Annotated in this window: 23 protein-coding genes; 18 read left to right on the top strand and 5 right to left on the bottom strand. The window is 63.8% G+C overall.

Translation table 11 applies throughout. From position 1 onward, the window contains the following. Positions 1-152 precede the first annotated feature (152 nt). The 8 genes from AB8717_RS18755 (at position 153) to gyrB (ending at position 10,858) form a co-directional block, all read left to right on the top strand. The gene (locus tag AB8717_RS18755) at positions 153-1,058 is read left to right on the top strand and encodes an aldo/keto reductase (RefSeq protein WP_443748843.1); all 906 of its coding nucleotides are present in this window, start codon (positions 153-155) and stop codon (positions 1,056-1,058) included. Positions 1,059-1,063: 5 nt separating this feature from the next. Further along, positions 1,064-1,930, top strand: a complete 867-nt coding sequence (gene mutM, locus AB8717_RS18750) for a bifunctional DNA-formamidopyrimidine glycosylase/DNA-(apurinic or apyrimidinic site) lyase (protein ID WP_443748842.1) — start codon at positions 1,064-1,066, stop codon at positions 1,928-1,930. 87 nt (positions 1,931-2,017) lie between these two features. Beyond that, positions 2,018-3,079 carry an NAD-dependent epimerase/dehydratase family protein gene (locus AB8717_RS18745; protein WP_443748841.1) on the top strand — a complete coding sequence of 354 codons (1,062 nt, stop codon included), beginning with the start codon at positions 2,018-2,020 and terminating at the stop codon, positions 3,077-3,079. A gap of 179 nt (positions 3,080-3,258) precedes the next feature. Beyond that, positions 3,259-3,528, top strand: a complete 270-nt coding sequence (gene rpsT, locus AB8717_RS18740) for a 30S ribosomal protein S20 (RefSeq protein WP_443748840.1) — start codon at positions 3,259-3,261, stop codon at positions 3,526-3,528. Positions 3,529-4,300: 772 nt separating this feature from the next. Beyond that, positions 4,301-5,818, top strand: coding sequence for a chromosomal replication initiator protein DnaA (gene dnaA / locus AB8717_RS18735; RefSeq protein ID WP_443748839.1), 1,518 nt, complete (start codon positions 4,301-4,303; stop codon positions 5,816-5,818). 135 nt (positions 5,819-5,953) lie between these two features. Beyond that, complete coding sequence (dnaN, locus tag AB8717_RS18730) at positions 5,954-7,075, top strand: DNA polymerase III subunit beta (RefSeq protein ID WP_443748838.1); 1,122 nt, start codon at positions 5,954-5,956, stop codon at positions 7,073-7,075. A 195-nt stretch (positions 7,076-7,270) separates the two neighbouring features. Next, on the top strand, positions 7,271-8,398 hold the full coding sequence (gene recF / locus AB8717_RS18725) for a DNA replication/repair protein RecF (protein ID WP_443748837.1): 1,128 nt from the start codon (positions 7,271-7,273) through the stop codon (positions 8,396-8,398). 15 nt (positions 8,399-8,413) lie between these two features. Next, entirely contained in the window at positions 8,414-10,858 is a 2,445-nt protein-coding gene (gene gyrB, locus AB8717_RS18720; protein ID WP_443748836.1) for a DNA topoisomerase (ATP-hydrolyzing) subunit B, read from the top strand. 75 nt (positions 10,859-10,933) lie between these two features. Here the strand turns inward: gyrB and AB8717_RS18715 are convergent, their stop codons facing one another. From AB8717_RS18715 to sdhC, 5 genes are all read right to left on the bottom strand, one after another. Beyond that, positions 10,934-11,254 (bottom strand): 2Fe-2S iron-sulfur cluster-binding protein, encoded by a 321-nt coding sequence (locus AB8717_RS18715; protein WP_443748835.1) that lies wholly within the window; start codon positions 11,252-11,254, stop codon positions 10,934-10,936. Positions 11,255-11,439: 185 nt separating this feature from the next. Next, on the bottom strand, positions 11,440-12,213 hold the full coding sequence (locus AB8717_RS18710; protein WP_443748834.1) for a succinate dehydrogenase iron-sulfur subunit: 774 nt from the start codon (positions 12,211-12,213) through the stop codon (positions 11,440-11,442). 11 nt (positions 12,214-12,224) lie between these two features. Beyond that, positions 12,225-14,018: a succinate dehydrogenase flavoprotein subunit gene (gene sdhA / locus AB8717_RS18705; RefSeq protein ID WP_443748833.1), complete on the bottom strand. Its 1,794-nt coding sequence runs from the start codon at positions 14,016-14,018 to the stop codon at positions 12,225-12,227. Between the two features lie 5 nt (positions 14,019-14,023). After that, entirely contained in the window at positions 14,024-14,431 is a 408-nt protein-coding gene (gene sdhD / locus AB8717_RS18700) for a succinate dehydrogenase, hydrophobic membrane anchor protein (RefSeq protein ID WP_443748832.1), read from the bottom strand. Continuing rightward, positions 14,428-14,850, bottom strand: a complete 423-nt coding sequence (gene sdhC, locus AB8717_RS18695) for a succinate dehydrogenase, cytochrome b556 subunit (protein ID WP_443748831.1) — start codon at positions 14,848-14,850, stop codon at positions 14,428-14,430. The genes sdhD and sdhC overlap by 4 nt, the downstream gene beginning before the upstream one ends. Positions 14,851-15,208: 358 nt before the next feature. On the opposite strand from sdhC, the gene AB8717_RS18690 reads away from it, so the two are divergent. The 10 genes from AB8717_RS18690 to AB8717_RS18645 all read left to right on the top strand — a co-directional run bounded on the left by AB8717_RS18690 (position 15,209) and on the right by AB8717_RS18645 (position 20,961). Further along, positions 15,209-15,712 (top strand): hypothetical protein, encoded by a 504-nt coding sequence (locus AB8717_RS18690; protein ID WP_443748830.1) that lies wholly within the window; start codon positions 15,209-15,211, stop codon positions 15,710-15,712. A gap of 189 nt (positions 15,713-15,901) precedes the next feature. Beyond that, positions 15,902-16,864 carry a malate dehydrogenase gene (mdh, locus tag AB8717_RS18685; protein ID WP_443748829.1) on the top strand — a complete coding sequence of 321 codons (963 nt, stop codon included), beginning with the start codon at positions 15,902-15,904 and terminating at the stop codon, positions 16,862-16,864. 106 nt (positions 16,865-16,970) lie between these two features. Further along, a complete protein-coding gene (locus AB8717_RS18680; RefSeq protein ID WP_443748828.1) occupies positions 16,971-17,294 on the top strand; it encodes a hypothetical protein in 324 nt (107 codons plus the stop codon). Next, positions 17,294-17,863 (top strand): GNAT family N-acetyltransferase, encoded by a 570-nt coding sequence (locus AB8717_RS18675; RefSeq protein ID WP_443748827.1) that lies wholly within the window; start codon positions 17,294-17,296, stop codon positions 17,861-17,863. The genes AB8717_RS18680 and AB8717_RS18675 overlap by 1 nt, the downstream gene beginning before the upstream one ends. 95 nt (positions 17,864-17,958) lie before the next feature. Then, positions 17,959-18,300, top strand: a complete 342-nt coding sequence (locus AB8717_RS18670) for an ArsR/SmtB family transcription factor (RefSeq protein ID WP_443748826.1) — start codon at positions 17,959-17,961, stop codon at positions 18,298-18,300. A gap of 105 nt (positions 18,301-18,405) precedes the next feature. Then, positions 18,406-18,846 carry an SRPBCC domain-containing protein gene (locus AB8717_RS18665; protein WP_443748825.1) on the top strand — a complete coding sequence of 147 codons (441 nt, stop codon included), beginning with the start codon at positions 18,406-18,408 and terminating at the stop codon, positions 18,844-18,846. A gap of 10 nt (positions 18,847-18,856) precedes the next feature. Beyond that, on the top strand, positions 18,857-19,381 hold the full coding sequence (locus AB8717_RS18660) for an SRPBCC family protein (protein ID WP_443748824.1): 525 nt from the start codon (positions 18,857-18,859) through the stop codon (positions 19,379-19,381). 8 nt (positions 19,382-19,389) lie between these two features. After that, a complete protein-coding gene (locus AB8717_RS18655; protein WP_443748823.1) occupies positions 19,390-20,079 on the top strand; it encodes a YceI family protein in 690 nt (229 codons plus the stop codon). 1 nt (position 20,080) lies between these two features. Continuing rightward, positions 20,081-20,560 carry an SRPBCC domain-containing protein gene (locus tag AB8717_RS18650; RefSeq protein WP_443748822.1) on the top strand — a complete coding sequence of 160 codons (480 nt, stop codon included), beginning with the start codon at positions 20,081-20,083 and terminating at the stop codon, positions 20,558-20,560. After that, entirely contained in the window at positions 20,560-20,961 is a 402-nt protein-coding gene (locus AB8717_RS18645) for a VOC family protein (protein WP_443748821.1), read from the top strand. Before AB8717_RS18650 ends, AB8717_RS18645 begins: the two co-directional genes overlap by 1 nt. Positions 20,962-20,984 lie beyond the last annotated feature (23 nt).

Genomic DNA, 20,984 nt, shown 5'->3' with positions numbered 1-20,984 from the left:
AGCGGGCTGTTAACGGACATTAACAGCAAATTTACCATAATTTATCCCCAGCCATACGGGATTTTTATTTCCTGTTCAGAGGTTCTTTAAGATTTAGAGGCGACGATGCCCTTAACCGGTATGGTTAAGATTCGAAGAGCATCACCCTCCCCATGGTCGCCCGCTTAGGTCTAGGCTCAGCACAATTCGGCTGTGATTACGGCATCTCGAACACGCGTGGCCGCGTGGGCGAGGAAGAGGTGCGCCAGATCCTGGCGCTGGCCGGCGATTGCGGCATCAAGCACATCGACGCGGCCCATTATGACGGCGATGTCGAACGGATTCTCGGCCGCTGCTGGCCGTTCCCGTCGCCGTTCAAGCCGCAGGTCCGTACCCTGCGCCTGGAAAAGGGCCTCGACTGGCTGGAATCGCGCCTGCGCCGCTCGGTCGACCATATGGGCCTGGTGCGCGCGCACGCGGCTCTGGTCGACTCCGCCGAGGACCTGACGGGCGAAGGCGGCGACGCCCTGTGGGAGCGTCTGGAAAGGCTCAAGGCCGAGGGCCTGATCACCCGTATCGGCATTTCCGCGACGGCCAAGGACCAGCCGCTGCTGCTGGCCAAGCGCTTCAAGCCCGACATCGTCCAGGTGCCGTGCTCGATCCTCGACCAGCGTCTGGTCCGGAACGGCGAAATCGAGGCCATGGCCGATCTCGGCATTGAGGTCCAGGTCCGCTCGGTCTTCCTGCAAGGCCTGCTCTTCCTGCCGCGCGAAGCCCTGCCGTCGAACCTGGTCGCCATCGGTCCGCACCTGTCGAAGGTGCGTCGGCTGATGATGGAGCAGGGCGCCGATCCGCTTCACGCCTCCCTGACCTTTGCCCTCAATCTCAAGGGCGTATCGACCGTCGTGGTCGGCGTGACTTCGGCCGCCGAACTGCGCGCCATCGTCGCCGCCTCGGAACGCCAGCCGCCCAGGCTCAACTGGGACGCCATGGCGCTCAACGACGATATCGCGCTCGATCCGCGGCAGTGGTATGCCGACCTCGGCGACGTCAGCAAGCGCTTCATCCGCGTGGCCTGATCCAAATGCCCGAGTTGCCCGAGGTCGAAACCGTCCGGCTGGGGCTCGATCCGTACCTGACCGGCGCGACGCTTTCGCATACCCGTCTGAATCGCGCCGACCTGCGCTATCCCTTTCCGAAAGACTTCGCCCGCCGCCTCGACGGCGCCACCGTCCTGCGTCTTGACCGCCGGGCCAAATACCTGCTCGCCCATTTGGACACCCAGCACGTCTGGGTGACGCATCTTGGCATGACCGGGCGTTTTCAGATCGATACGTCGTCCGAGGGCCTTGGCGCCTACTATCATCAGGTCAGGCCCGGCGCCAAACACCTCCACTTCCAGACCGTGGCCACCAAACCGGGCGGCGAGCCTGCGCGCATCGACTTTTACGATCCCAGGCGCTTCGGTTTCATGCTGCTGATGACGCCGGACGAACTTTATGACGCCAAATGGTACAAGTCCCTGGGTGTCGAGCCGCTGTCCGACGACCTGACGCCGGATTACCTGTTGTCCCGGTCGAACGGGCGTGCGGCCAATCTCAAGGCGCTGCTGATGGGGCAGGCGGGCATTGCGGGGCTGGGCAACATCTATGTCTGCGAGGCCTTGTGGCGGGCGCGGCTCAGTCCCGACCGCCGCGCAGGCGATCTCAGGGCCCGGGAAGCGGAGACCCTGGTCGAGGCGATCCGCACCGTGCTGTCCGAAGCGGTGGCCGCCGGCGGCTCGTCGATCAGCGACTTTACCTCGGCCGAGGGCAAGGCGGGCTATTTCCAGCACAGCTTCTGTGTCTATGACCGCGAAGGCGAGCCCTGCCGGCACAAGGATGGCGGCGTCATCGAACGCAAGGTCCATCAGGGGCGTTCGACCTTTTTCTGCCCTGTCTGCCAGGTCTGATACCGGCGTTTTTTGACGTTCCCGCATTTGCGGCCTATACTGTCGGGCTTCCGGGGGTGACCCCGGCCCCTTGAGGAGGCCGTCCGCATGCGATATCGCGCGGTTCTGGTGACCGATGCCGGCGGGTGCGTAGCCCGGCAATTGACGGTTTCGCTGCTGAATGCCGGCCATGCCGTGCGTGGCACGCTCGACTCTTCGGAAGACCCGGACAGGCTCAAGACCATTCTGTCGCAATACGCGCCGGTGGGCGCACTGGACTATGTCCAGGCCGACTTCTCCGCGGATGCGGGCTGGGCCAGGGCCATGGAAGGCATGGACGCCGTCATCATCCCGGCCTCGCCCCTGCCGGCGGTCGTGGGGCATAATCGGACGGGCCTGGTCCAGGGCGCCGTGTCGGCCATCCTGCGTGTGCTGAATATCGCGCGCGCCTCCGGCCTTACCCGCATCATCGTCGCCTCGTCGACCTCGGCCATCGTTGGCGGGCATATTCGCGACGCGGAAGCCGGCACGCGCTTCAATCCGTTTACGGAGGCCGACTGGTCGGACATCGCGTCGGGCCGTCTCAGCGCCGGCCAGGAGGCGCGGACGCGCGCCGAACTGGCGGTCTGGGACTTCGCCATGAGCTTCGAGGAAATGGAGGTCAGCGTCGTCAATGCCGGCAAGGTCTTCGGGCCGGTTATCGGTGAAGCGGCCCCGGGCGGTGGAACGGGCCTGATCCGGCGGCTGATGGCCGGCGAATACCGCGACCTGCCCCGTATCGGCTTCGAAGGCATCGACGTGCGCGACCTGGCCGACCTTTACATGCGCGTCCTGGGCAACGACCTGTCGATCGGCAACCGCTACGTCGCAACGGCCGGGTTCCTGTGGCTGGAGGACGTGGCGCAGCTTCTGTCGACCGAGTTCCAGGACCATGCCGGACGTATCTGCCGCCGGACGGCGCCGGATTTCGTACTGCGCCTGCGGGCCATGTTCGACGGCTCGGCGTCGCGCGCCCTGCCGGACCTTGGACATTATGCTCCGTGCTCTCCCGCGCGCGCCTGGCAAGACCTTGGCTGGCGGCCACGCTCGGCCACCGATGCGGTTCGCTCGACGGCGCAAAGCCTGATCGCAGCAGGGTTGGTGGTCAAGGCGCCGGAAGCTGTCAGTTAGGCGTCTGGCACTTTAAACTTCCACCGGTGTGAATAATTTTACGCCGAGGTAACGAAAAGGGTGCGAGCAGGCGTTGACCGGGGGGGAGTCATCAGTTATATCCCGCGACCTTGAATTTCGCGGCCTCCGGCGTGTCCGGACGGTCATGTTTACAACTTTCGTCCGTTTTCAGGTGATGAATGGCCAATAATCCTGGCGCCCGCAAGGCGATCCGCAAGATCGCTCGCCGTACCGAAGTCAACAAGGCGCGCCGTTCGCGCGTCCGCACCTTCGTCCGTAAGTTCGAAGAGGCTCTGGCCGCCGGCGACGCCGCCGCTGCCCGTACGGCTTTTGTCGAGGCCCAGTCCGAACTGATGCGCGCCGTCTCGAAGGGTGTCGTGCACAAGAACACCGGTTCGCGCAAGGTGTCGCGTCTGGCCGCCCAGCTGAAGAAGCTGAGCGTCGCCTAAAAATGCTTTTCCGGCGCCGGCCTTTGGCTGGCGCCGGCCCCAGCGGCCCTTCTCGGCCGCCTTTTTCCTGACAATCCGTTGACCGAGATTGCGCCTGCAAAACACGCGCAGCCGGACCTTTATTGCCGCTGAACATCTGTCGGTATGCGTAGCCGTGCGTCTGCATTTTGGGCTTCACAAAAGAGTTAATAAAGGGTTAATAAAGCGTCAAATTCCCTTTGCGAGGGAACGGCTTATTGGAGTCAACAAAATTATCAGCGTAGTCGCGAAAATATCGGGATTGACGCGCGTCTCCGGGGCGCTAATTTGGACACCTTCTCGCCCGGTTTCATCCCAACACGGATGAATTGGGTGGCGCCCGAAAAAAACGCGCGCCGGAGAGTTCAAGCAGTTTTTCGGCTCTGGGTATCTGTCCATGAGTCTCCATTCAGTTCCGCGGTCTGAGGCGTTACTTTCAGGCACGGAACAGCTATGACCCGACACCAGAAATTCCCGTTTTTGGCGTAAAGTCAATGCGTTATGCGCCGGGCAGTTGTTTCCCGGAGTAAAAAAGGGGTCGCTTGCCGGTGCGGAGGAAAGCCGGCGCATAGGGCGGCAGGCTGTAAGGGTCGCTGAACGCGGCGTTACGGCCGAAGGCTTGCGTACGGACCCGGGCTAGGGCGACGTCGGGGCTTGATAAAAATAACTGGCGGCCAGAAGGGCCGACCGGGAGGAGTAAAAGCGTATGAGTAAGTATGGGGCAAATGATCGGGGCACACAAAAAATGCCAAGCATGACAAGCTGGTCGCCGGTCCTACCTGAGACGGTATGGTCTAAAGTGGCATCCGTCCTCCGCCGCGAGCTCGGCGAAGGGCCTTACAATTCCTACGTGGCGCCATCGAGCGTCAAACCGGGGCCGTACGGCGATCCGGTCCTGGTGACACCGACCGCCTATGCGCGCGACTGGATTTCGCGCAATGCCATTCGCCGGGCACAGGAGCTTTGGGCGCAGCACGATCCGGATGCGCGCATCCTGGACGTCAAGTCGCGCGTCGAGTACGACGACCAGGCCCGCGCGGCCGGGATGGAGACACCGGTTACGGCGCCGCGCGCCGTGGATCCGCGCAGCCAGGACCTGCGCACCATGAGCGCCATTCCGGTCGACAGCACGGCCGACCGTTCGGTTCACGCCGCGCCGATCCAGATGCCCCAACCGGCGCCGCAGATTTCGGCCGTCCCGACCACGGCGCAGCTGACCGGCCGGATCACCGGCCTGCAGGAACGCCTGACCTTCGACAGCTTCGTGCCCGGCCGCGGCAACGAATTCGCCTATACCATGTCGCGTCAGGTCGCGACCTGGGCGGACGGCCACTTCAACCCGGTCTTCTTCCATGGTCCCTACGGCTACGGCAAGACGCACCTGCTGAACGCCATCGGCTGGGAAGCGCAGCAGCGCCGCCCCGACGCCCGTATCGTCTACCTGACGGCCGAAAAGTTCACCTCGACCTTCGTCAAGGCGCTGATGGACAAGTCCACCGCCGCCTTCAAGGACGAGATCCGCGGCGCCGACCTTCTGCTGGTCGACGACGTCCACTTCATCGGCGGCAAGACGTCGTCGCAGGAAGAGCTGTTCCACACGCTGACGGCGCTGATGGAAAACAATCGCCGCATCGTCTTCACCGCCGATCGGCCGCCGTCGCAGCTGAGCGAGATCGAAGCCCGCCTGCGTTCGCACCTGTCTTCGGGCCTGGTGTGCGCGCTCGACGTGGCGGACCAGTCGCTTCGCATCGGCATCATCGAGCGCAAGCTCGCACAACTTTCGCAGAAACTCGGTATCGCGGGCCAGAACCCGCGCGCCGACGTCATGCAATTTCTGGCCGAGCGCGTGCCGGGGTCGATCCGTGAGCTTGAAGGCGCGGTCAATACCCTGGTGGCGTCCGCCGGCCCTCGTCTTGGGAGTTTGACTTTGGAAGAAGCCATGGCCTTGCTGCAACCGAACCTGAAGGTTTCGGTGGAGCGCCGCATCACCGTCGATGAAATCCAGAAGCTGACGGCCGATCATTTCGGCCTGAAGCAGGCGGACCTGTTGTCGGAGCGCCGCACCCGTTCGGTTGCCCGCCCGCGCCAGGTGGCCATGTGGCTGTGCAAGCAGCACACGACACGGTCCTACCCCGATATCGGCCGCCGTTTCGGCGGGCGCGACCACACGACCGTTCTGCACGCCGTGAAAAAGATCGAGGAACTGCTGACCTCGGACGACCAGATCGCCCGCGACGTCGAGGCCCTGACGCGCAAGCTGCGCAGCAACTAAAACCCATATCGGGAACGGGGTTTGCGAACTCCGTTCCCGTTTTGACTCATATCTTGAGTCTTGCGCCTGATGGTGTAATGTCCGCCCCCCGGCTTCAGAAGACGCCGGCAGACTCTCTAAATTAGGACACCGTAGATGCAGTTCACTATCGAGCGTGGCGCGCTGCTCAAAGCCCTCGGCCATGTGCAGAGCGTCGTCGAACGCCGCAACACCATCCCCATACTGTCGAACGTCCTGTTGTCGGCGGAACGGGGCAATGTGTCGTTTTCGGCGACCGACCTCGATATGGAAATCGTCGATACGGCCGAAGCCACCGTCCAGGTGCCGGGCCAGATCACGGCGCCTGCCCATACCCTCTACGAAATCGTCCGCAAGCTGCCCGAAGGCGCCGATGTCGAGCTGCGCTACGCCGCCGGCGACGATCCGCGCTTGAACGTTTCGGCCGGCCGGTCGCGCTTCGCCCTGCCGGTCCTGCCGGCCGGCGACTTCCCGATCATGTCGGGCGACCACGACGGCGTCACCTACCAGATCCTGCGCGACGACCTGAAGCGCCTGATCGACAAGACGCGCTTCGCCGTCTCGACCGAGGAAACGCGCTACTATCTCAACGGCATGTACCTGCACACCCTGGCCGAAGACGGTTCGAACTACCTGCGCGCGGTGGCGACCGATGGCCACCGCCTGGCGCTCGCCGAAATGCCGGCGCCCGACGGCGCCATGGGCGGCGCGGGCATCATCATTCCGCGCAAGACGATCGACCAGGCGCGCCGCCTGCTCGACGACGGTTCGGGCTATGTCGAGCTGACCGTCAGCCCGGCCAAGATCCGTTTCCTGTTCGGCGACGCCTCGCTCACCTCCAAGATCATCGACGGGTCCTTCCCCGACTATGGCCGCGTCATTCCGCGCGGCAACGACAAGACGATGATGATCGACTCGGGCGTTCTGTCGAAAGCGGTCGATCGCGTTTCGACCATCTCGGCGGAAAAGTCGCGTTCGGTGAAGATGACGATCGAAAGCGGCCGCCTGACCCTGTCGGTGCGCAATATCGAAGCCGGCCAGGCCGTCGAGGAGGCCGAGATCGAGTACGACAACGAAACGCTCGATATCGGCTTCAACGCCCGCTACATCCTGGACGTCATGGCCCAGATCGGCGGCGACACTGTCGAGCTGCGCTTCTCGGACGCATCCTCGCCGACCCTCGTCCTCGACCCGGCCGACAACGGCGTCCAGTACGTGCTGATGCCCCTGCGGGTTTAATCTGTCATGATTGGCCTCTGCCTTTTTCGCCCTCCCCATAAATGGGGAGGGGGGACCGCCGAAGGCGGTGGGCGGGGCTTTCTTAACGTTCGACCTGCACCGAATTTGTTTATGTCTTCCTGTGGGTCCCGCCCACCATCCTTCGGATGGTCCCCCCTCCCCGTAAACGGGGAGGGCCGAGACAGCGCGTAATCCGTGTCGAACCACGCTCTTCAATCCTTATCCTTGACCGAGTTCCGTTCGTATGAGCGGCTCGACTTCGCGCTCGATGGCCGCAGCATATACCTGTTCGGCCAGAACGGCGCCGGCAAGACCAACCTGCTCGAAGCCGTAAGCGTGCTTAACCCTGGCAAGGGGTTGCGGGGGGCGGGCTTTTCCGACCTTGGCCGGCGTCTGCCGGACGAAATGCGTGGCCGTGCCTGGGGCGTGGCCGCCACCTTCGGTGAAGGCGAGACCGAGGTCCGCCTGGCGACCGGTTCCGACCCGCGCGATCCCAACAAACGCACTGTCCGTATCGACGGTGAGCCGGCGCCCGCCGCGCGCCTGATCGAGCATGTCAGGCTGATCTGGCTGACCCCGGCGCAGGACCGCCTGTTCATCGAGGCGCGCTCGGAACGCCTGCGCTTCTTCGATCGCCTGACCTACGCTGCCGAGCCCACCCACGCCGCTGTCGTCAGCGCGTATGAGAAGGCCCTGCGTGAACGGCTGAAGCTGCTGACCGACGGGCCGCCGGACGACGCCTGGCTGACGCTTCTGGAGCAGAAGCTCGGCGAGACGGGGACAGCGATGATTTTGGCGCGCCGGCGCGCCGTTGAGGCCCTGCAAGCCGAGATCGAGACCCATGCCGGACCGTTCCCGAAAGCCGATCTGGGTCTGGCCGGGGACCTTGCGGACGACCTTGCAGGATCTGGCCTGAATACCCATATTATCAATGGCTTCCGGCAATCGCGCGCCCGGGATGCGGCCGCTTCCAGGTCGCTGTTCGGGCCGCACCGCATGGATTTCACCGTCATTCACCGCGACAAGAACCGTCCGGCGGCGGAAGGATCGACCGGCGAGCAGAAGGCGCTTTTGCTCAATGTCATCCTGGCCCAAGGCGCACGGCTGGCGAAGGCGGAATCGTCTTCCCCGCCGATCCTGCTTCTCGACGAAGTGGCGGCCCATCTCGACCCCGGCCGCAGGCATGCTTTGTTTGACGAGACCCATGCTTTGGGCCTACAAACACTGTTTACGGGCACCGATCAGGGCCTGTTCGACGGCCTGAAATCGCGCGCCTTGGGCGTGCGTGTCGATGGCGGTCAATTTGTTGAATTTGTTGAATAAAGTGGACATCATCGCATGAGCGACGAAAACGCCGAAAACCCCGAGATCGTAACCAATGCCTACGGCGCTGATTCGATCAAGGTGCTGAAAGGCCTCGACGCCGTGCGCAAGCGCCCCGGCATGTATATCGGCGACACCGATGACGGCTCGGGCCTGCACCACATGGTCTACGAAGTCGTCGACAATGCCATCGACGAAGCCCTGGCCGGCCACGCCACGCGCGTCGAAGTCATCCTCAATGCCGACGGCTCGTGCTCGGTGTCCGACGACGGCCGCGGCATGCCGGTCGGCATCCACGAAGGCGAAGGCGTATCGGCGGCCGAGGTCATCATGACCCAGCTCCACGCCGGCGGCAAGTTCGACCAGAACAGCTACAAGGTGTCGGGCGGCCTGCACGGCGTCGGTGTTTCGGTCGTCAACGCCCTGTCCGACTTCGTCAATCTCAAGATCTATCGCGACGGCCTGACCCACGAAGCGCGCTTCGAACTGGGTGAAACCGTCACCCCCGCCCACGTTACCGGCGACGCGCCCTTGCGCGAAAACGGCAATCCGCTGACCGGAACGGTCGTGACCTTCCTGCCGTCGCTGAAGACGGGTCCGGATACCGGCACCTTCGCCTTCATCGACTTCGACCGCAAGACGCTGGAACACCGCCTGCGCGAGCTGGCCTTCCTCAATTCCGGCGTCCATATCCGCTTCGCCGACCTGCGCGAGGCCGAGCCGTACGAAATCATCCTGCATTACGACGGCGGCGTCATCGAATTCGTCCGCCACCTCGACAAGGCCAAGACGTCGATCATGAAGGCCCCGGTCAGCGTGCGCGGCGTGCGTGACAAGATCGAGGTCGACCTGGCTTTGCAGTGGAACGACAGCTACCACGAGACCATGCTGTGCTTCACCAACAACATCCCGCAGCGCGACGGTGGCACGCACCTCGCGGCCTTCCGCGGCGCGCTGACGCGCGTCATGTCGCAGTACATGGAAAGCTCGGGCGCCGCCAAGCGCGAGAAGATCAGCGTTTCCGGCGAAGACGCCCGCGAAGGCCTGACCTGCGTCCTGTCGGTCAAGGTGCCCGACCCCAAGTTCTCGTCGCAGACCAAGGACAAGCTGGTCTCATCCGAAGTCCGCCCGGCCGTCGAAGGCCTGGTCTACGACAAGCTGGCCCAGTGGTTCGAAGAGAACCCGACCGAGGCCAAGCAGATCGTGTCGAAGATCGTCGAGGCCGCCGCCGCCCGCGAAGCCGCCCGCAAGGCGCGCGAACTGACGCGGCGCAAGTCGGCGCTCGACATCAGCTCGCTGCCCGGGAAGCTTGCCGACTGTCAGGAACGCGACCCGGCCAAGTCCGAAATCTTCATCGTCGAAGGCGACTCGGCCGGCGGCTCGGCCAAGCAGGCGCGCAACCGCGAAAACCAGGCCATCCTGCCCCTGCGCGGCAAGGTGCTGAACGTCGAACGCGCGCGCTTCGACAAGATGCTGTCGTCCGAACAGATCGGTACGCTGATCACGGCGCTGGGCGCCGGCATCGGGCGCGACGATTTCAATATCGAGAAGGTGCGCTACCACAAGATCATCATCATGACCGACGCCGATGTCGACGGCGCGCACATCCGCACCCTGCTGCTCACCTTCTTCTATCGCCAGATGCCCGAGATCATCGAGCGCGGCTTCCTCTATATCGCCCAGCCGCCGCTCTATAAGGTCGCCAAGGGCAAGTCGTCGCGCTACCTCAAGGACGACAGCGAGCTCGACGCCTACCTGATCGACGAAGGCACCCAGGACGCGGTCTTCGAACTGCGCTCCGGCGAACGTATCGTCGGCATGGACCTGGAGGCCCAGGTCCGCGCCGCCAAGAGCTTCAAGGGCAGCGTCGACCGCCTGTCGATGCGCGCCCCGGCCTTTGCCATCGAGCAGGCGGCCCTGGGCGGCCTGTTTGGCGCCTCGCCGAACCTCGAACGCGTCACCGGCAATCTCAATCGCCTCAACCAGGACGGCGACGGCCCGTGGTCGGTCCTGACCGGTGAAGTCGGCGGCTATGTCTTTGAGCGCACGCGCCGCGGCGTGACCGAAAAGATCGTGCTCGACGACGCCCTGATGCACAGCCAGGACGCCCGCCGCCTGGCCGAACGCGCCGAAGGCCTGGGCGACCTCTATGCCCAGGTCGGGGTTTTCACGCGCAAGGACAAGACGTCGGACATCCGGGGGCCGCTCGACCTCGTCGCCGCCGTGCTCGACGCCGGCCGCAAGGGCCTCAACATCCAGCGCTACAAAGGCCTGGGTGAGATGAACGCCGAACAGCTGTGGGAAACCACGCTCGACAAGGATGTACGTACGCTGTTGCAGGTCCGCGTCAACCACGCCGACGAAGCCGACGACATGTTCTCGAAGCTGATGGGCGACCTGGTCGAACCGCGCCGCGAATTCATCCAGGACAACGCGCTCGACGCCGAGGTGGATGCGTAAGAGCACGTATCGATCGAAAAACAAAAAGCCCCGCCGGAGTGTCTCCGGCGGGGCTTTTTGTTGAGCTCTGGAACCTCAGTGCTGGTCGGCCGGCATGCGTACGACCAGACCGTCCAGGTCGTCCTTGACGATGATCTGGCACGACAGGCGCGAATTGGGTTGGAGGTCGTTGGCGAAGTCGAGCATCGACTGTTCCATGACCGAGGCCTCGCCCGTCTTGTCGGTCCAGGCGTCGTCGACATAGACGTGGCAGGTGGCGCAGGCGCAGGCGCCGCCGCAGTCAGCGTCGATGCCAGGGATGTTGTGCTTGACGGCGCCTTCCATCACGCTCTGGCCGGTCTTGACCTCGATCGTGTGTTCGGTGCCGGAATGCTCGATATAGGTAATCTTGGCCATGCTGGTCACTTCAAAGACTTAGAGCCGAAGCAAGGCTTCGGCTCTCAAAAACAGAAAGCAAAAATTTGCGACGAGCCGTCTCTAGCAAATTTTTTCGATACTGGAAGGGGGCGCACGGGGGAAACGTGTTTCCCCGTGATCTTCGTAAAGGGGGTACATGGGGGAAACGCCGTTTCCCCCATGAGTCATTTGCTCGGCATTAGCTTCTTGATTTCGGCGATCGCCTTGGCCGGGTTCAGCCCCTTCGGGCACACCTGGGCGCAGTTCATGATCGTGTGGCAACGATAGAGCTTGAACGGGTCCTCGAGCTGCTCAAGGCGTTCCTTGGTGTTCTCGTCGCGGCTGTCGGCGATCCAGCGATAGGCCTGCAGCAGGGCTGCGGGGCCAAGATACTTGTCCTGGTTCCACCAGTAGCTGGGGCACGAGGTCGAGCAGCAGGCGCACAGGATGCACTCGTAAAGACCGTCGAGCTTGTCGCGGTTCTTCGGCGATTGCAGGCGTTCCTTTTCCGGATCGGGCGTCTTGGCCTGCATGTACGGCTCGATCGAGGCGTACTGGGCGTAGAAGCCCGTCAGGTCCGGCACCAGGTCCTTGACGACCGGCATGTGCGGCAGCGGCGAAATCGTGATGTCGCCCGAGAACTCGTCGTGGCCCTTGATGCAGGCCAGGGTGTTGCGGCCGCCGATATTCATGGCGCACGACCCGCAGATGCCTTCGCGGCACGACCGGCGGAAGCTCAGCGTCGAGTCGATGTGGTTCTTGATGTGGATCAGGCTGTCGAGCAGCATCGGGCCGTGGTCGGCCGAGTCCACTTCATACGTGTCCCAACGCGGGTTTTCACCCGAATCCGGATCGAAGCGGTAGATCTTGTAGGTCCGCGTCGTCTTGGTCCGCTTGGCGGCCTTGAACTTTTTCCCCGGCTTGATCTTCGAATCGCGGGGGAGGGTCAACTCAACCATCTGCAAAGTCCTCAGTAAACGCGAGCTTTGGGAGCGATATAGGCGATGTCGTTGGTCATGGTGTAGGCATGGACCGGACGATAGTCGATGTTCGTGCCACCCGAGGCCAGGTCGATCCAGGTCAGGGTGTGCTTCATCCACGTTTCGTCGTTGCGGTTCGGGAAGTCCTCACGCGCGTGGGCGCCGCGGCTTTCCTGGCGGTTCAGCGCGGATTCGACCGTGACGACGGCCTGGTGGATCAGGTTGTCGTATTCGAGCGCTTCAACCAGGTCGGTGTTCCAGATCAGGCCGCGATCGGTGATGCCGATGTCGGACGACGCCTTGAAGATTTCGGCCAGGCGCTTCGAGCCCTGTTGCAGGGTCTCGCCGGTGCGGAAGACGGCGGCGTCTTCCTGCATGGCGCGCTGCATCTTGTCGCGGAGCTGCGCGGTCGGTGTTGCACCCGACGCGTTGCGGAAGCGGTCGAGGCGTTGCAGGTGGCCGTCGACGGCGCCTGAGGCCATGTGCTTGTGCGGCGTGTTCGGCTGGACCAGTTCCTTGGCGCGCAGACCGGCGGCGCGGCCGAAGACGACCAGGTCGATCAGCGAGTTCGAGCCCAGGCGGTTGGCGCCGTGCACCGACACGCAGGCCGCTTCGCCCACGGCCATCAGGCCCGGCACGACGGCGTCGGGATCGGGGCCGCGCTTGGTCAGGACTTCGCCGTGATAATTGGTCGGGATGCCGCCCATATTGTAGTGGACGGTCGGGATGACCGGGATCGGTTCCTTGGTCACGTCGACGCCGGCAAAGATCTTGGCCGATTCCGAGATGCCCGGCAGGCGCTTGTGCAGGATTTCCGGCGGCAGGTGATCCAGGTGCAGGTGGATGTGGTCCTTCTTCGGGCCCACGCCACGGCCTTCGCGGATTTCCATGGTCATCGACCGCGACACGACGTCGCGCGAAGCCAGGTCCTTGGCCGAGGGGGCGTAGCGTTCCATGAAGCGCTCGCCGGCCGAGTTGGTCAGGTATCCGCCTTCGCCGCGCGCGCCTTCGGTGATCAGGCAGCCCGAACCGTAGATGCCGGTCGGGTGGAACTGCACGAATTCCATGTCCTGCAAGGGCAGGCCGGCGCGCAGCACCATGGCGTTGCCGTCGCCGGTGCAGGTGTGCGCCGACGTCGCCGAGAAATAGGCGCGGCCATAGCCGCCGGTGGCCAGGATGACGAGGTGGGCGCGGAAGACGTGGATGTCGCCGTTGTCCAACTGCCACGTCGTCACGCCACGGCAGGTGTCGCCGTCCATGATCAGGTCGAGCGCGAAGTGCTCGATGAAGAATTCGACGTCGTTGCGCACGCTCTGGCCGTACAGGGTGTGCAGCATGGCGTGGCCGGTACGGTCGGCGGCGGCGCAGGTGCGCTGCACCGGGCCTTCGCCGAAATTGCGCGTCATGCCGCCGAACGGACGCTGATAGATCTTGCCGTCCTCGGTGCGCGAGAAGGGCACGCCCCAGTGTTCCAGCTCATAGACGGCTTTGGGCGCGTTGCGCACCAGATATTCGATGGCGTCCTGGTCGCCCAGCCAGTCCGACCCCTTGACGGTGTCGTACATGTGCCATTCCCACTTGTCCTCGCCCATATTGCCGAGGCTGGCGGCGACGCCGCCTTGCGCGGCGACGGTGTGCGAGCGCGTCGGGAAGACCTTGGTGATGCAGGCGGTCTTGAGACCGGCCTGGCCGGCGCCGAGCGCCGCGCGCAGGCCCGAACCGCCGGCGCCGACGACGACGACGTCATATTCATGGTTGATGATGTTGTAGGGTTTGGTCGCCATCTAACTCAGGCCCCCGCAATCGCAGTATGAGAGTACACGCAGTAAAGCCCGCCGAGGCTTGCGACCACGACGGCCGCGCACAGCAGGAAGGTGAGGAAAAGGTAGAATCCGCGGCCTTCGTCCTTGCCGATATAGTCCTCGATAACCACGCGCAGGCCCATATACATGTGCCAGGCGGTCAGGATGACGGTAACGGCCAGGAGGGTCGCATGGACCGGGGACCGCAGGAAGGTCGCGGCCGCATCGTAGCCGCCGCCGGCGATCTGGAAGGCGGCCCAGGCGCCCCACAGGGTCAGCGGCACCAGGGCCAGCGCGCTCAGGCGCTCTGCCAGCCAGGTGCCCGCGCCATGATGTTCCGATTTTTTCCAGTCGGCGGACGTACGGTCGACGCCGAAAACGCTCTTCTTGCTCACAGCACAACCTTTCCCGATACGAACAGCCAGGCCCAGAAGGCGATCGTCAGCAGCACGCCGATGATCATCGACCACAGGGCCAGCGCGCTGGCCGTCCTGGGTTGCAGGCCCGCGCCCATGTCCCAGACGAAGTGGCGAAGGCCGCCCATCAGGTGGACGAAGCCGGCCAGCGACAGGCCGAACCAGACCAGCAGGCCCAGCGGCGATTTCGCGTAGGTCAGGAAGATCGTGTAGGTATCCGGCCCCAGGGCCAGGCAGATCAGCCAGCCGGCGACCGCGACGGCGCCGACGACGCTGGCGATGCCGGTGGCGCGGTTCAGGATCGACGCCGCCATGGTGACGTGCCAGCTCCAGACCTGGAGGTGCGGGCTCATGGGCCGGCGCGGTGTGGCGGAGGTTTTCAGGCTTTCTGGTGACATGCGGTGTGGCCTAACCCGATGTGCTGTATGCGAAGACTGTAAATTATGCGTGAGGCCTTTGTGATAGCCCCTGCGCAATCGTGCGCCTTTGTAGACCCCAAATCCGTCATGTCAATGAAGCAATAGGCGGAAATGGCCCTTTTTCAGCAAGGCCGGCGCCCAGACATCACGTTACCGGCAAGGGACCGATAAGGATCACGCCTAAGCTTCGACAAAATCCTGTTGTTCCCTGCTGCGGTGAATGAATTCTTAAGGTCCGGCAGGGAAAGCTAAGATGCGCCCGCCGAAGGCCCGGCATTCCGTTATTGCCCGCACATTCGAACAGAAGTGAGTATCGCTCGTGTTGCCTGTTTTGTTGTTGTCTACTGCTCTGCTTGTCCAGGATGCGTCCCAGTCCCCGGACGCCGCAGGGTCCCGCCCGGCCGCGGTCGGCGTCGATGCCTATCGCGGAAATTATGAAGGCCCGAAGAGCGAGCAGGAAGCGCGCTACGACTCGTCCATCTGGTCGGCCTATGCCAACAAGGAAAGCGAGATGGGCGGGCTGGAAGGTTCGTGGGTGGTGAGCGACGGCGACGGCCACAAGCTGGTCGGCCTGGAACTGCGCAGCGATCATCAGATTTCGGGGCAGCTCGAAGGCGCCTGGCGCGCCATGCAGGCGGGTTACGGTCTCAATACCTCGGGCTTTATCTCGAACCTCAGCCTGACGGGCCGCGACCTCGAAATCAACTACATGCCCGGCCGCCAGCGCTCGCCCAACATCCTGCAGGTTCACCGCGACGCCAGCGGCGCATGGCGCGGCAACCTGCTCAACGTGCAGGGCGAGAAGACGCCGATCGTCATGACCAAGGCGACGGCGGGCTGACCGCACCATTCTCCAAGCCGCCCTTGCGGCTTGGCAAGGGCGACTGCCCGCCGCCGCGCATGCGGCGAGCCTGCGCGGCGCCTGAGCGCATTAAAGCAACCGCATTGCAGCAAAGACTTGCATGGCCGCCGCTTAAGGATTAGATCGCACCCCAACTTTGTGCAGTCGCAATCATTAAGGGGAGTTCCCATGGCGCGTGCGAAAATTGCTTTGATCGGTGCGGGTATGATCGGGGGCACGCTGGCCCACATCTGCGCGCGTGAGGAACTGGGCGACGTCGTCCTGTTCGACATCATGGAAGGCACGCCGCAAGGCAAGGCCCTCGATATCGCCGAGGCCACGGCCGTGTTCGGCAAGGATGTCTCGCTGAAGGGCGCCAACGACTACGCCGACATCGCCGACGCCGACGTCTGCATCGTCACCGCCGGCGTGCCGCGCAAGCCGGGCATGAGCCGCGACGACCTGCTGGGCATCAACCTGAAGGTCATGAAGGCCGTCGGCGAGGGCATCAAGAAGTATGCCCCCAACGCCTTCGTCATCTGCATCACCAACCCGCTCGACGCCATGGTGTGGGCGCTGCGCGAATTCTCGGGCCTGCCGCATAACAAGGTCATCGGCATGGCCGGCGTCCTCGACTCGGGCCGCTTCGCCTACTTCCTGGCCGAAAAGACCGGCGTGTCGGTCGAAGACATCCGCGCCTGGACGCTGGGCGGCCACGGCGACGACATGGTGCCGATGGTCCGTCACTCGACGATCGGCGGCCTGCCGCTGCCGGACGCCGTGGCGCAGGGCTTCCTGACGCAGGACGAGCTCGACGCCATCGTGAAGCGCACGCGCGGCGGCGGCGGCGAAATCGTCGCCCTGCTCAAGACCGGCTCGGCCTTCTACGCGCCGGCGGAATCGGCGATCGCCATGGCGACCTCGTACCTCAAGGACAAGAAGCGCGTCCTGCCGTGCGCGGCCTACCTGTCGGGCGAATACGGCCTGCGCGGCCTGTATGTCGGCGTGCCGGTGGTCATCGGCAAGGACGGCGCGGAAAAGATCCTGCAGTTCACGCTCAACGACGCGGAAAAGGAAATGTTCCAGGCTTCGGTCAACAGCGTCCAGGGCCTGATCGCCGCCTGCAAGACCATCGACCCGTCGCTGGCTTAAGCGAACACACACTTCTGATGAAAAAGCCGCCCCTTCCGGGCGGCTTTTTTATTGGCAACGGCTGCGTGATGGCGTTTATCTTCGCAACCCAATAAGGGAGTTCGCCATGACCCGTTCGCGTTGTCTGTCCCTGTGCGCCGTCGCCGCCCTGTTTCTGCTGTCGGCCTGCGCCGAACGCCCCATGGGCCATCACGGCGACCCGGCCTTTATCCGCGGCCTTATCGACGGCTTCCTGGCGCCGATCAGCTTTGTGCTCAGCCTGTTCTCCGAGACTATTCGTATGTACGCCTACCCCAATATCGGCCGCTGGTACGATTTCGGCTTCCTGCTTGGGCTCAGCGCCTGGGGCGGGGGTGGCGCGACCGTGACGCGGTATGTCTATATAGACCGCGTGACGCGCCGCCGCGTCGGTGAGGAAACGATCGACTGATGCCATTGCCGCTGACTTCGCCGCTCGGTCCGACGATCGAGACCGCCCGCCTGATCCTGCGTCCGCCGCTGCGCGAGGACTTCGACGGCTTCTGCGCCTTCTTCGCCGATGCCGAATCCATGCGGCATCTGGGCGGCGTCCAGTCCCCTGCGGTGGCCTGGCGCGCCTATACCAGCGTCGCCGGCGCCTGGCATCTCGACGGCGCCCACATGTTCAGCGTCATCGAAAAGGAGAGCGGGCAATGGATCGGCCGTATCGGCGCGCTCTATCCGTGGGACTGGCCGGGCCGCGAAGTCGGCTGGGGTTTGCTGTCGCCGTATTTCGGCAAGGGCTATGCCATCGAAGCCGCTGCCGCGTCGATGGACTATGTCTTCGACGCCCTGGGCTGGGACCGCGTCATTCATTCGATCGCGCCCGACAACCTGCCGTCGGCCGCCGTGGCGACGAAGCTCGGCAGCTACAATCAGGGGGCGGGCAAACTGCCTGATCCCTATGCGGACAAGCCTGTCGATATCTGGGGCCAGACGCGCGAAGAGTGGGCGCAAAACCGCCTGCGGCTCAAAACATAGGTTTCAAAAAATTGTGTTACGCGCCCGCTTGACGGTTGAGGTCGGTCCGTGTATTTAACCGAACAGTTATTTAACTCATAAGTTCAATACAACCCATGGAAACCGAAGACCGCCTGAGTCAGACCCTGACCGCGCTTGCCGACCCGACCCGTCGCGCCATTTTGGCGCGCCTGGCCCAGGGCGAGACCTCGGTCACCGAGCTGGCCGAGCCGTTCCAGATGAGCCTGCCGGCCGTGTCCAAGCATCTGAAGGTGCTTGAGCGCGCCGGGCTGATCTCGCGCAGCCGCGAGGCGCAGTGGCGGCCGTGCAAGCTTGAGCCGGAGCCCCTGAAAGAGGTCGACGGGTGGCTCGGTTCGTACAGGCGGCTTTGGGAGGAACGCTTCGACCGCCTGGACGCGTATCTCAAAACGCTCAAGCCCGACGGCGAGATTCACTAGCAAGAAGGAGTATCCGGATGCAGTGGCTGATCGAATGGAAAGCTTTCTGGGAAGCGGCCTTTGACCGCCTGGAACAGTATCTGGCCAAGTTGAAAGAGACCGGACATGACTGACCTTTTTACCGGCATCGAGGTGACCAATACCCGGGTTTTCCCGGTGTCGCGGGCGGACCTGTTCGAGGCCTTCGCGCAGCGCGAAGCCCTGGCGGCCTGGTGGGGGCCGCAGGGCTTCCGCAACGAGGTGACCGCGTTCGACCTGCGCCCGGGCGGCGCCTTCGGCATCACCATGATCAGCCCCAACGGCGCGAGCTTCGACAACCGGAAGACCTTTCACGAGGTCGTCCGAAACGAACGTGTCGTGGTCGAGCATCACCAGCCGGTCCATCACTTCCTGATGACCATGCTGTTCGAGGACTCCGCCGCCGGCAGCCGCCTGACCTGGCGCATGCAGTTCACGCCGGACAGCGACCAGGACGATCTCGACCGCCTTATCCATTCGGCCAACGAACAGAATTTCGACCGGCTCGAAGCCTTTCTAACCCAGTGAGAGACCCCCAATGACCGCAGCAGACCAACCGGCTTCCGAATCCGAAGTCTTCGTTCTCAACCGGACCTTCGACGCTTCGCCCGACCTGTTGTGGGCGGTGCTGACCGAGGCCCAGCACATCGGCCAGTGGTTCGGCCCCGCCGGCACCAAGCTGATCGTCAAGTCGCTCGACTTCAAGCCCGGCGGCGTCTTCCTCTACGGCATGGCCATGCCCGGCGGCATCACCATGTGGGGCAAGTGGGTGTTCCGCGACATCGATGCGCCCAGGTCGCTGTCCTACGTCGTGTCCTTCTGCACCGAGGACGGCGTGCCGGTCCGCCACCCGATGGCGCCCCTGTGGCCGCTCGAAGTCCTGGCCGTCCAGACCCTGGCGCAGACGGCTGACGGCAAGACGCTTTTGGCCAGCCGCTCGTGGCCGATCAATGCGACGGCCGAGGAACGCGCTGTCTTCACAGCCGGCCATGCCTCCATGCAGATGGGCTTCGGCGGCACCTTCACGCAACTCGACGCCTACCTGGCGACGCTTAAAGTATGAGGCACATCATGAAGTCCGCACTGCTCATTCCCGCCGCCGTACTGGCCCTGGCCGGCTGCTCGAAGCCGGCGCCCCAGCCTGCCGCGGCAACTGCCCCGGCCTCGGCCGAAAGCTTCCCGGCACCGTCGGTCAAGGACGTTCCGGCCGGCGAATACAAGACCGACCCGATGCATTCATCCCTGACCTTCAAGGTCTTCCATATGGGCTTCTCGCACTACACGGCGCGCTTCGGAAAGTTCGATGCGACCCTGCAGCTCGATCCGGCCCATCCGGAGGCGGCCAGGCTGACCGCCACGGTCGACCCGCAGTCGCTTGAGCTCAATTCGCCGCCCAAGGGCTTTCATGACGACCTGATGGGCCAGACCTGGTTCGACGCCAAGGCGCATCCGCAGATGACCTTTACGTCGACGAAGATCGAAAAGACCGGCGACAACACCGCCAAGGTCACGGGCGATCTCAGCCTCAAGGGCGTGACGAAGCCGGTGACGCTCGATGTCGTCTTCAACGGCGGCTATCCCGGCATGCAGATGGATCCGCACGCCCGTATCGGCTTCACCGCCACGGGCACGCTCAACCGCGCCGATTTCGGCATGGGGTTCGGCATTCCGGCGCCGGGCTCGAGCATGGGGGTCGGCGGCCTGGTCGACTTCACCATCGATACCGAGATGACGGGCCCGGCCCTCAAGACAGGAGGTTAGAATGACCTATTCCACCCATTTCAACACTATCGTCGTCGAGCGCGAAGTGGCGGCGCCCAAGGCCCTGGCCTGGTTCGCCTTTGCGACCCGCGAAGGCAAGTCGGCCTGGTTCCAGCCGCCGGCCGCGTGGACTGTGCTCGAAGACCAGTTCGACTTCCGCGAAGGCGGCGTCGAGCGGCTGAAGGGACTTTGGGAAAATGGCAAGGTCAGCGACTTCCAGTGCCGCTATCACAACATCGTGCCGGAAAGCCGGATCATTTACAGCTACGACATGTTCGTCGACGAAAAGCGCATCTCGGTGTCGCTGGCGACCATAGAATTCCTGCCGGCGCCCAAGGGCACGCTGATCCGCATCACCGAACAACTGGTGCATGTCGATGGCTATCCGACCCCGGAAGACCGTATCGCCGGCACGCAATATCTCATTGAAAAGGCCGGCGACGCCATCGAGGCCCTGGCTGCCAGAGAAGGAGTTTTATAATGAAATTCAACCCGTACCTCAATTTCGACGGCAAGTGCGCCGAGGCCTTTGCCTTCTATGCCGAACTGTTTGGCGGCTCGATCACCTTCATTCAGACCTTCGGCGAGTCGCCGATGAAGGACGATGTGCCGGCCGACTGGCACGGCGCCGTCATGCACGCCACGCTCGACATCGCCGGCGAGACCTTGGGGGGCTCCGATGCACCGGGCCATATGTTCAAGACGCCGCAGGGTTTCGCCGTCACTATCGCCTTGTCGGATGTAGACGAGGCCGAACGGATTTTTGCCGGTCTGGTCAAGGACGGCGTCGAGTCGATGGCGCTGCAGCAGACCTTCTGGGCGAAGCGCTTCGGCATGTGCACCGACCGCTTCGGCACCCCCTGGATGGTCAACTGCGAGTGAGATGTTTCGGAAAGCGCTTAAAA

Source organism: Asticcacaulis solisilvae, assembly GCF_052327315.1.
GTDB lineage: Bacteria > Pseudomonadota > Alphaproteobacteria > Caulobacterales > Caulobacteraceae > Asticcacaulis > Asticcacaulis solisilvae_B.
This window is presented reverse-complemented; position numbering and strand designations above follow the sequence as displayed.

Coding starts and splice junctions, on each gene's coding strand:
- AB8717_RS18755 (WP_443748843.1), top strand. CDS start 153: ATGGTCGCCCGCTTAGGTCTAGGCTCAGCACAATTCGGCTGTGATTAC.
- mutM (WP_443748842.1), top strand. CDS start 1,064: ATGCCCGAGTTGCCCGAGGTCGAAACCGTCCGGCTGGGGCTCGATCCG.
- AB8717_RS18745 (WP_443748841.1), top strand. CDS start 2,018: ATGCGATATCGCGCGGTTCTGGTGACCGATGCCGGCGGGTGCGTAGCC.
- rpsT (WP_443748840.1), top strand. CDS start 3,259: ATGGCCAATAATCCTGGCGCCCGCAAGGCGATCCGCAAGATCGCTCGC.
- dnaA (WP_443748839.1), top strand. CDS start 4,301: ATGACAAGCTGGTCGCCGGTCCTACCTGAGACGGTATGGTCTAAAGTG.
- dnaN (WP_443748838.1), top strand. CDS start 5,954: ATGCAGTTCACTATCGAGCGTGGCGCGCTGCTCAAAGCCCTCGGCCAT.
- gyrB (WP_443748836.1), top strand. CDS start 8,414: ATGAGCGACGAAAACGCCGAAAACCCCGAGATCGTAACCAATGCCTAC.
- AB8717_RS18715 (WP_443748835.1), bottom strand. CDS start 11,254: ATGGCCAAGATTACCTATATCGAGCATTCCGGCACCGAACACACGATC.
- AB8717_RS18710 (WP_443748834.1), bottom strand. CDS start 12,213: ATGGTTGAGTTGACCCTCCCCCGCGATTCGAAGATCAAGCCGGGGAAA.
- sdhA (WP_443748833.1), bottom strand. CDS start 14,018: ATGGCGACCAAACCCTACAACATCATCAACCATGAATATGACGTCGTC.
- sdhC (WP_443748831.1), bottom strand. CDS start 14,850: ATGTCACCAGAAAGCCTGAAAACCTCCGCCACACCGCGCCGGCCCATG.
- mdh (WP_443748829.1), top strand. CDS start 15,902: ATGGCGCGTGCGAAAATTGCTTTGATCGGTGCGGGTATGATCGGGGGC.
- AB8717_RS18680 (WP_443748828.1), top strand. CDS start 16,971: ATGACCCGTTCGCGTTGTCTGTCCCTGTGCGCCGTCGCCGCCCTGTTT.
- AB8717_RS18675 (WP_443748827.1), top strand. CDS start 17,294: ATGCCATTGCCGCTGACTTCGCCGCTCGGTCCGACGATCGAGACCGCC.
- AB8717_RS18670 (WP_443748826.1), top strand. CDS start 17,959: ATGGAAACCGAAGACCGCCTGAGTCAGACCCTGACCGCGCTTGCCGAC.
- AB8717_RS18665 (WP_443748825.1), top strand. CDS start 18,406: ATGACTGACCTTTTTACCGGCATCGAGGTGACCAATACCCGGGTTTTC.
- AB8717_RS18660 (WP_443748824.1), top strand. CDS start 18,857: ATGACCGCAGCAGACCAACCGGCTTCCGAATCCGAAGTCTTCGTTCTC.
- AB8717_RS18655 (WP_443748823.1), top strand. CDS start 19,390: ATGAAGTCCGCACTGCTCATTCCCGCCGCCGTACTGGCCCTGGCCGGC.
- AB8717_RS18650 (WP_443748822.1), top strand. CDS start 20,081: ATGACCTATTCCACCCATTTCAACACTATCGTCGTCGAGCGCGAAGTG.
- AB8717_RS18645 (WP_443748821.1), top strand. CDS start 20,560: ATGAAATTCAACCCGTACCTCAATTTCGACGGCAAGTGCGCCGAGGCC.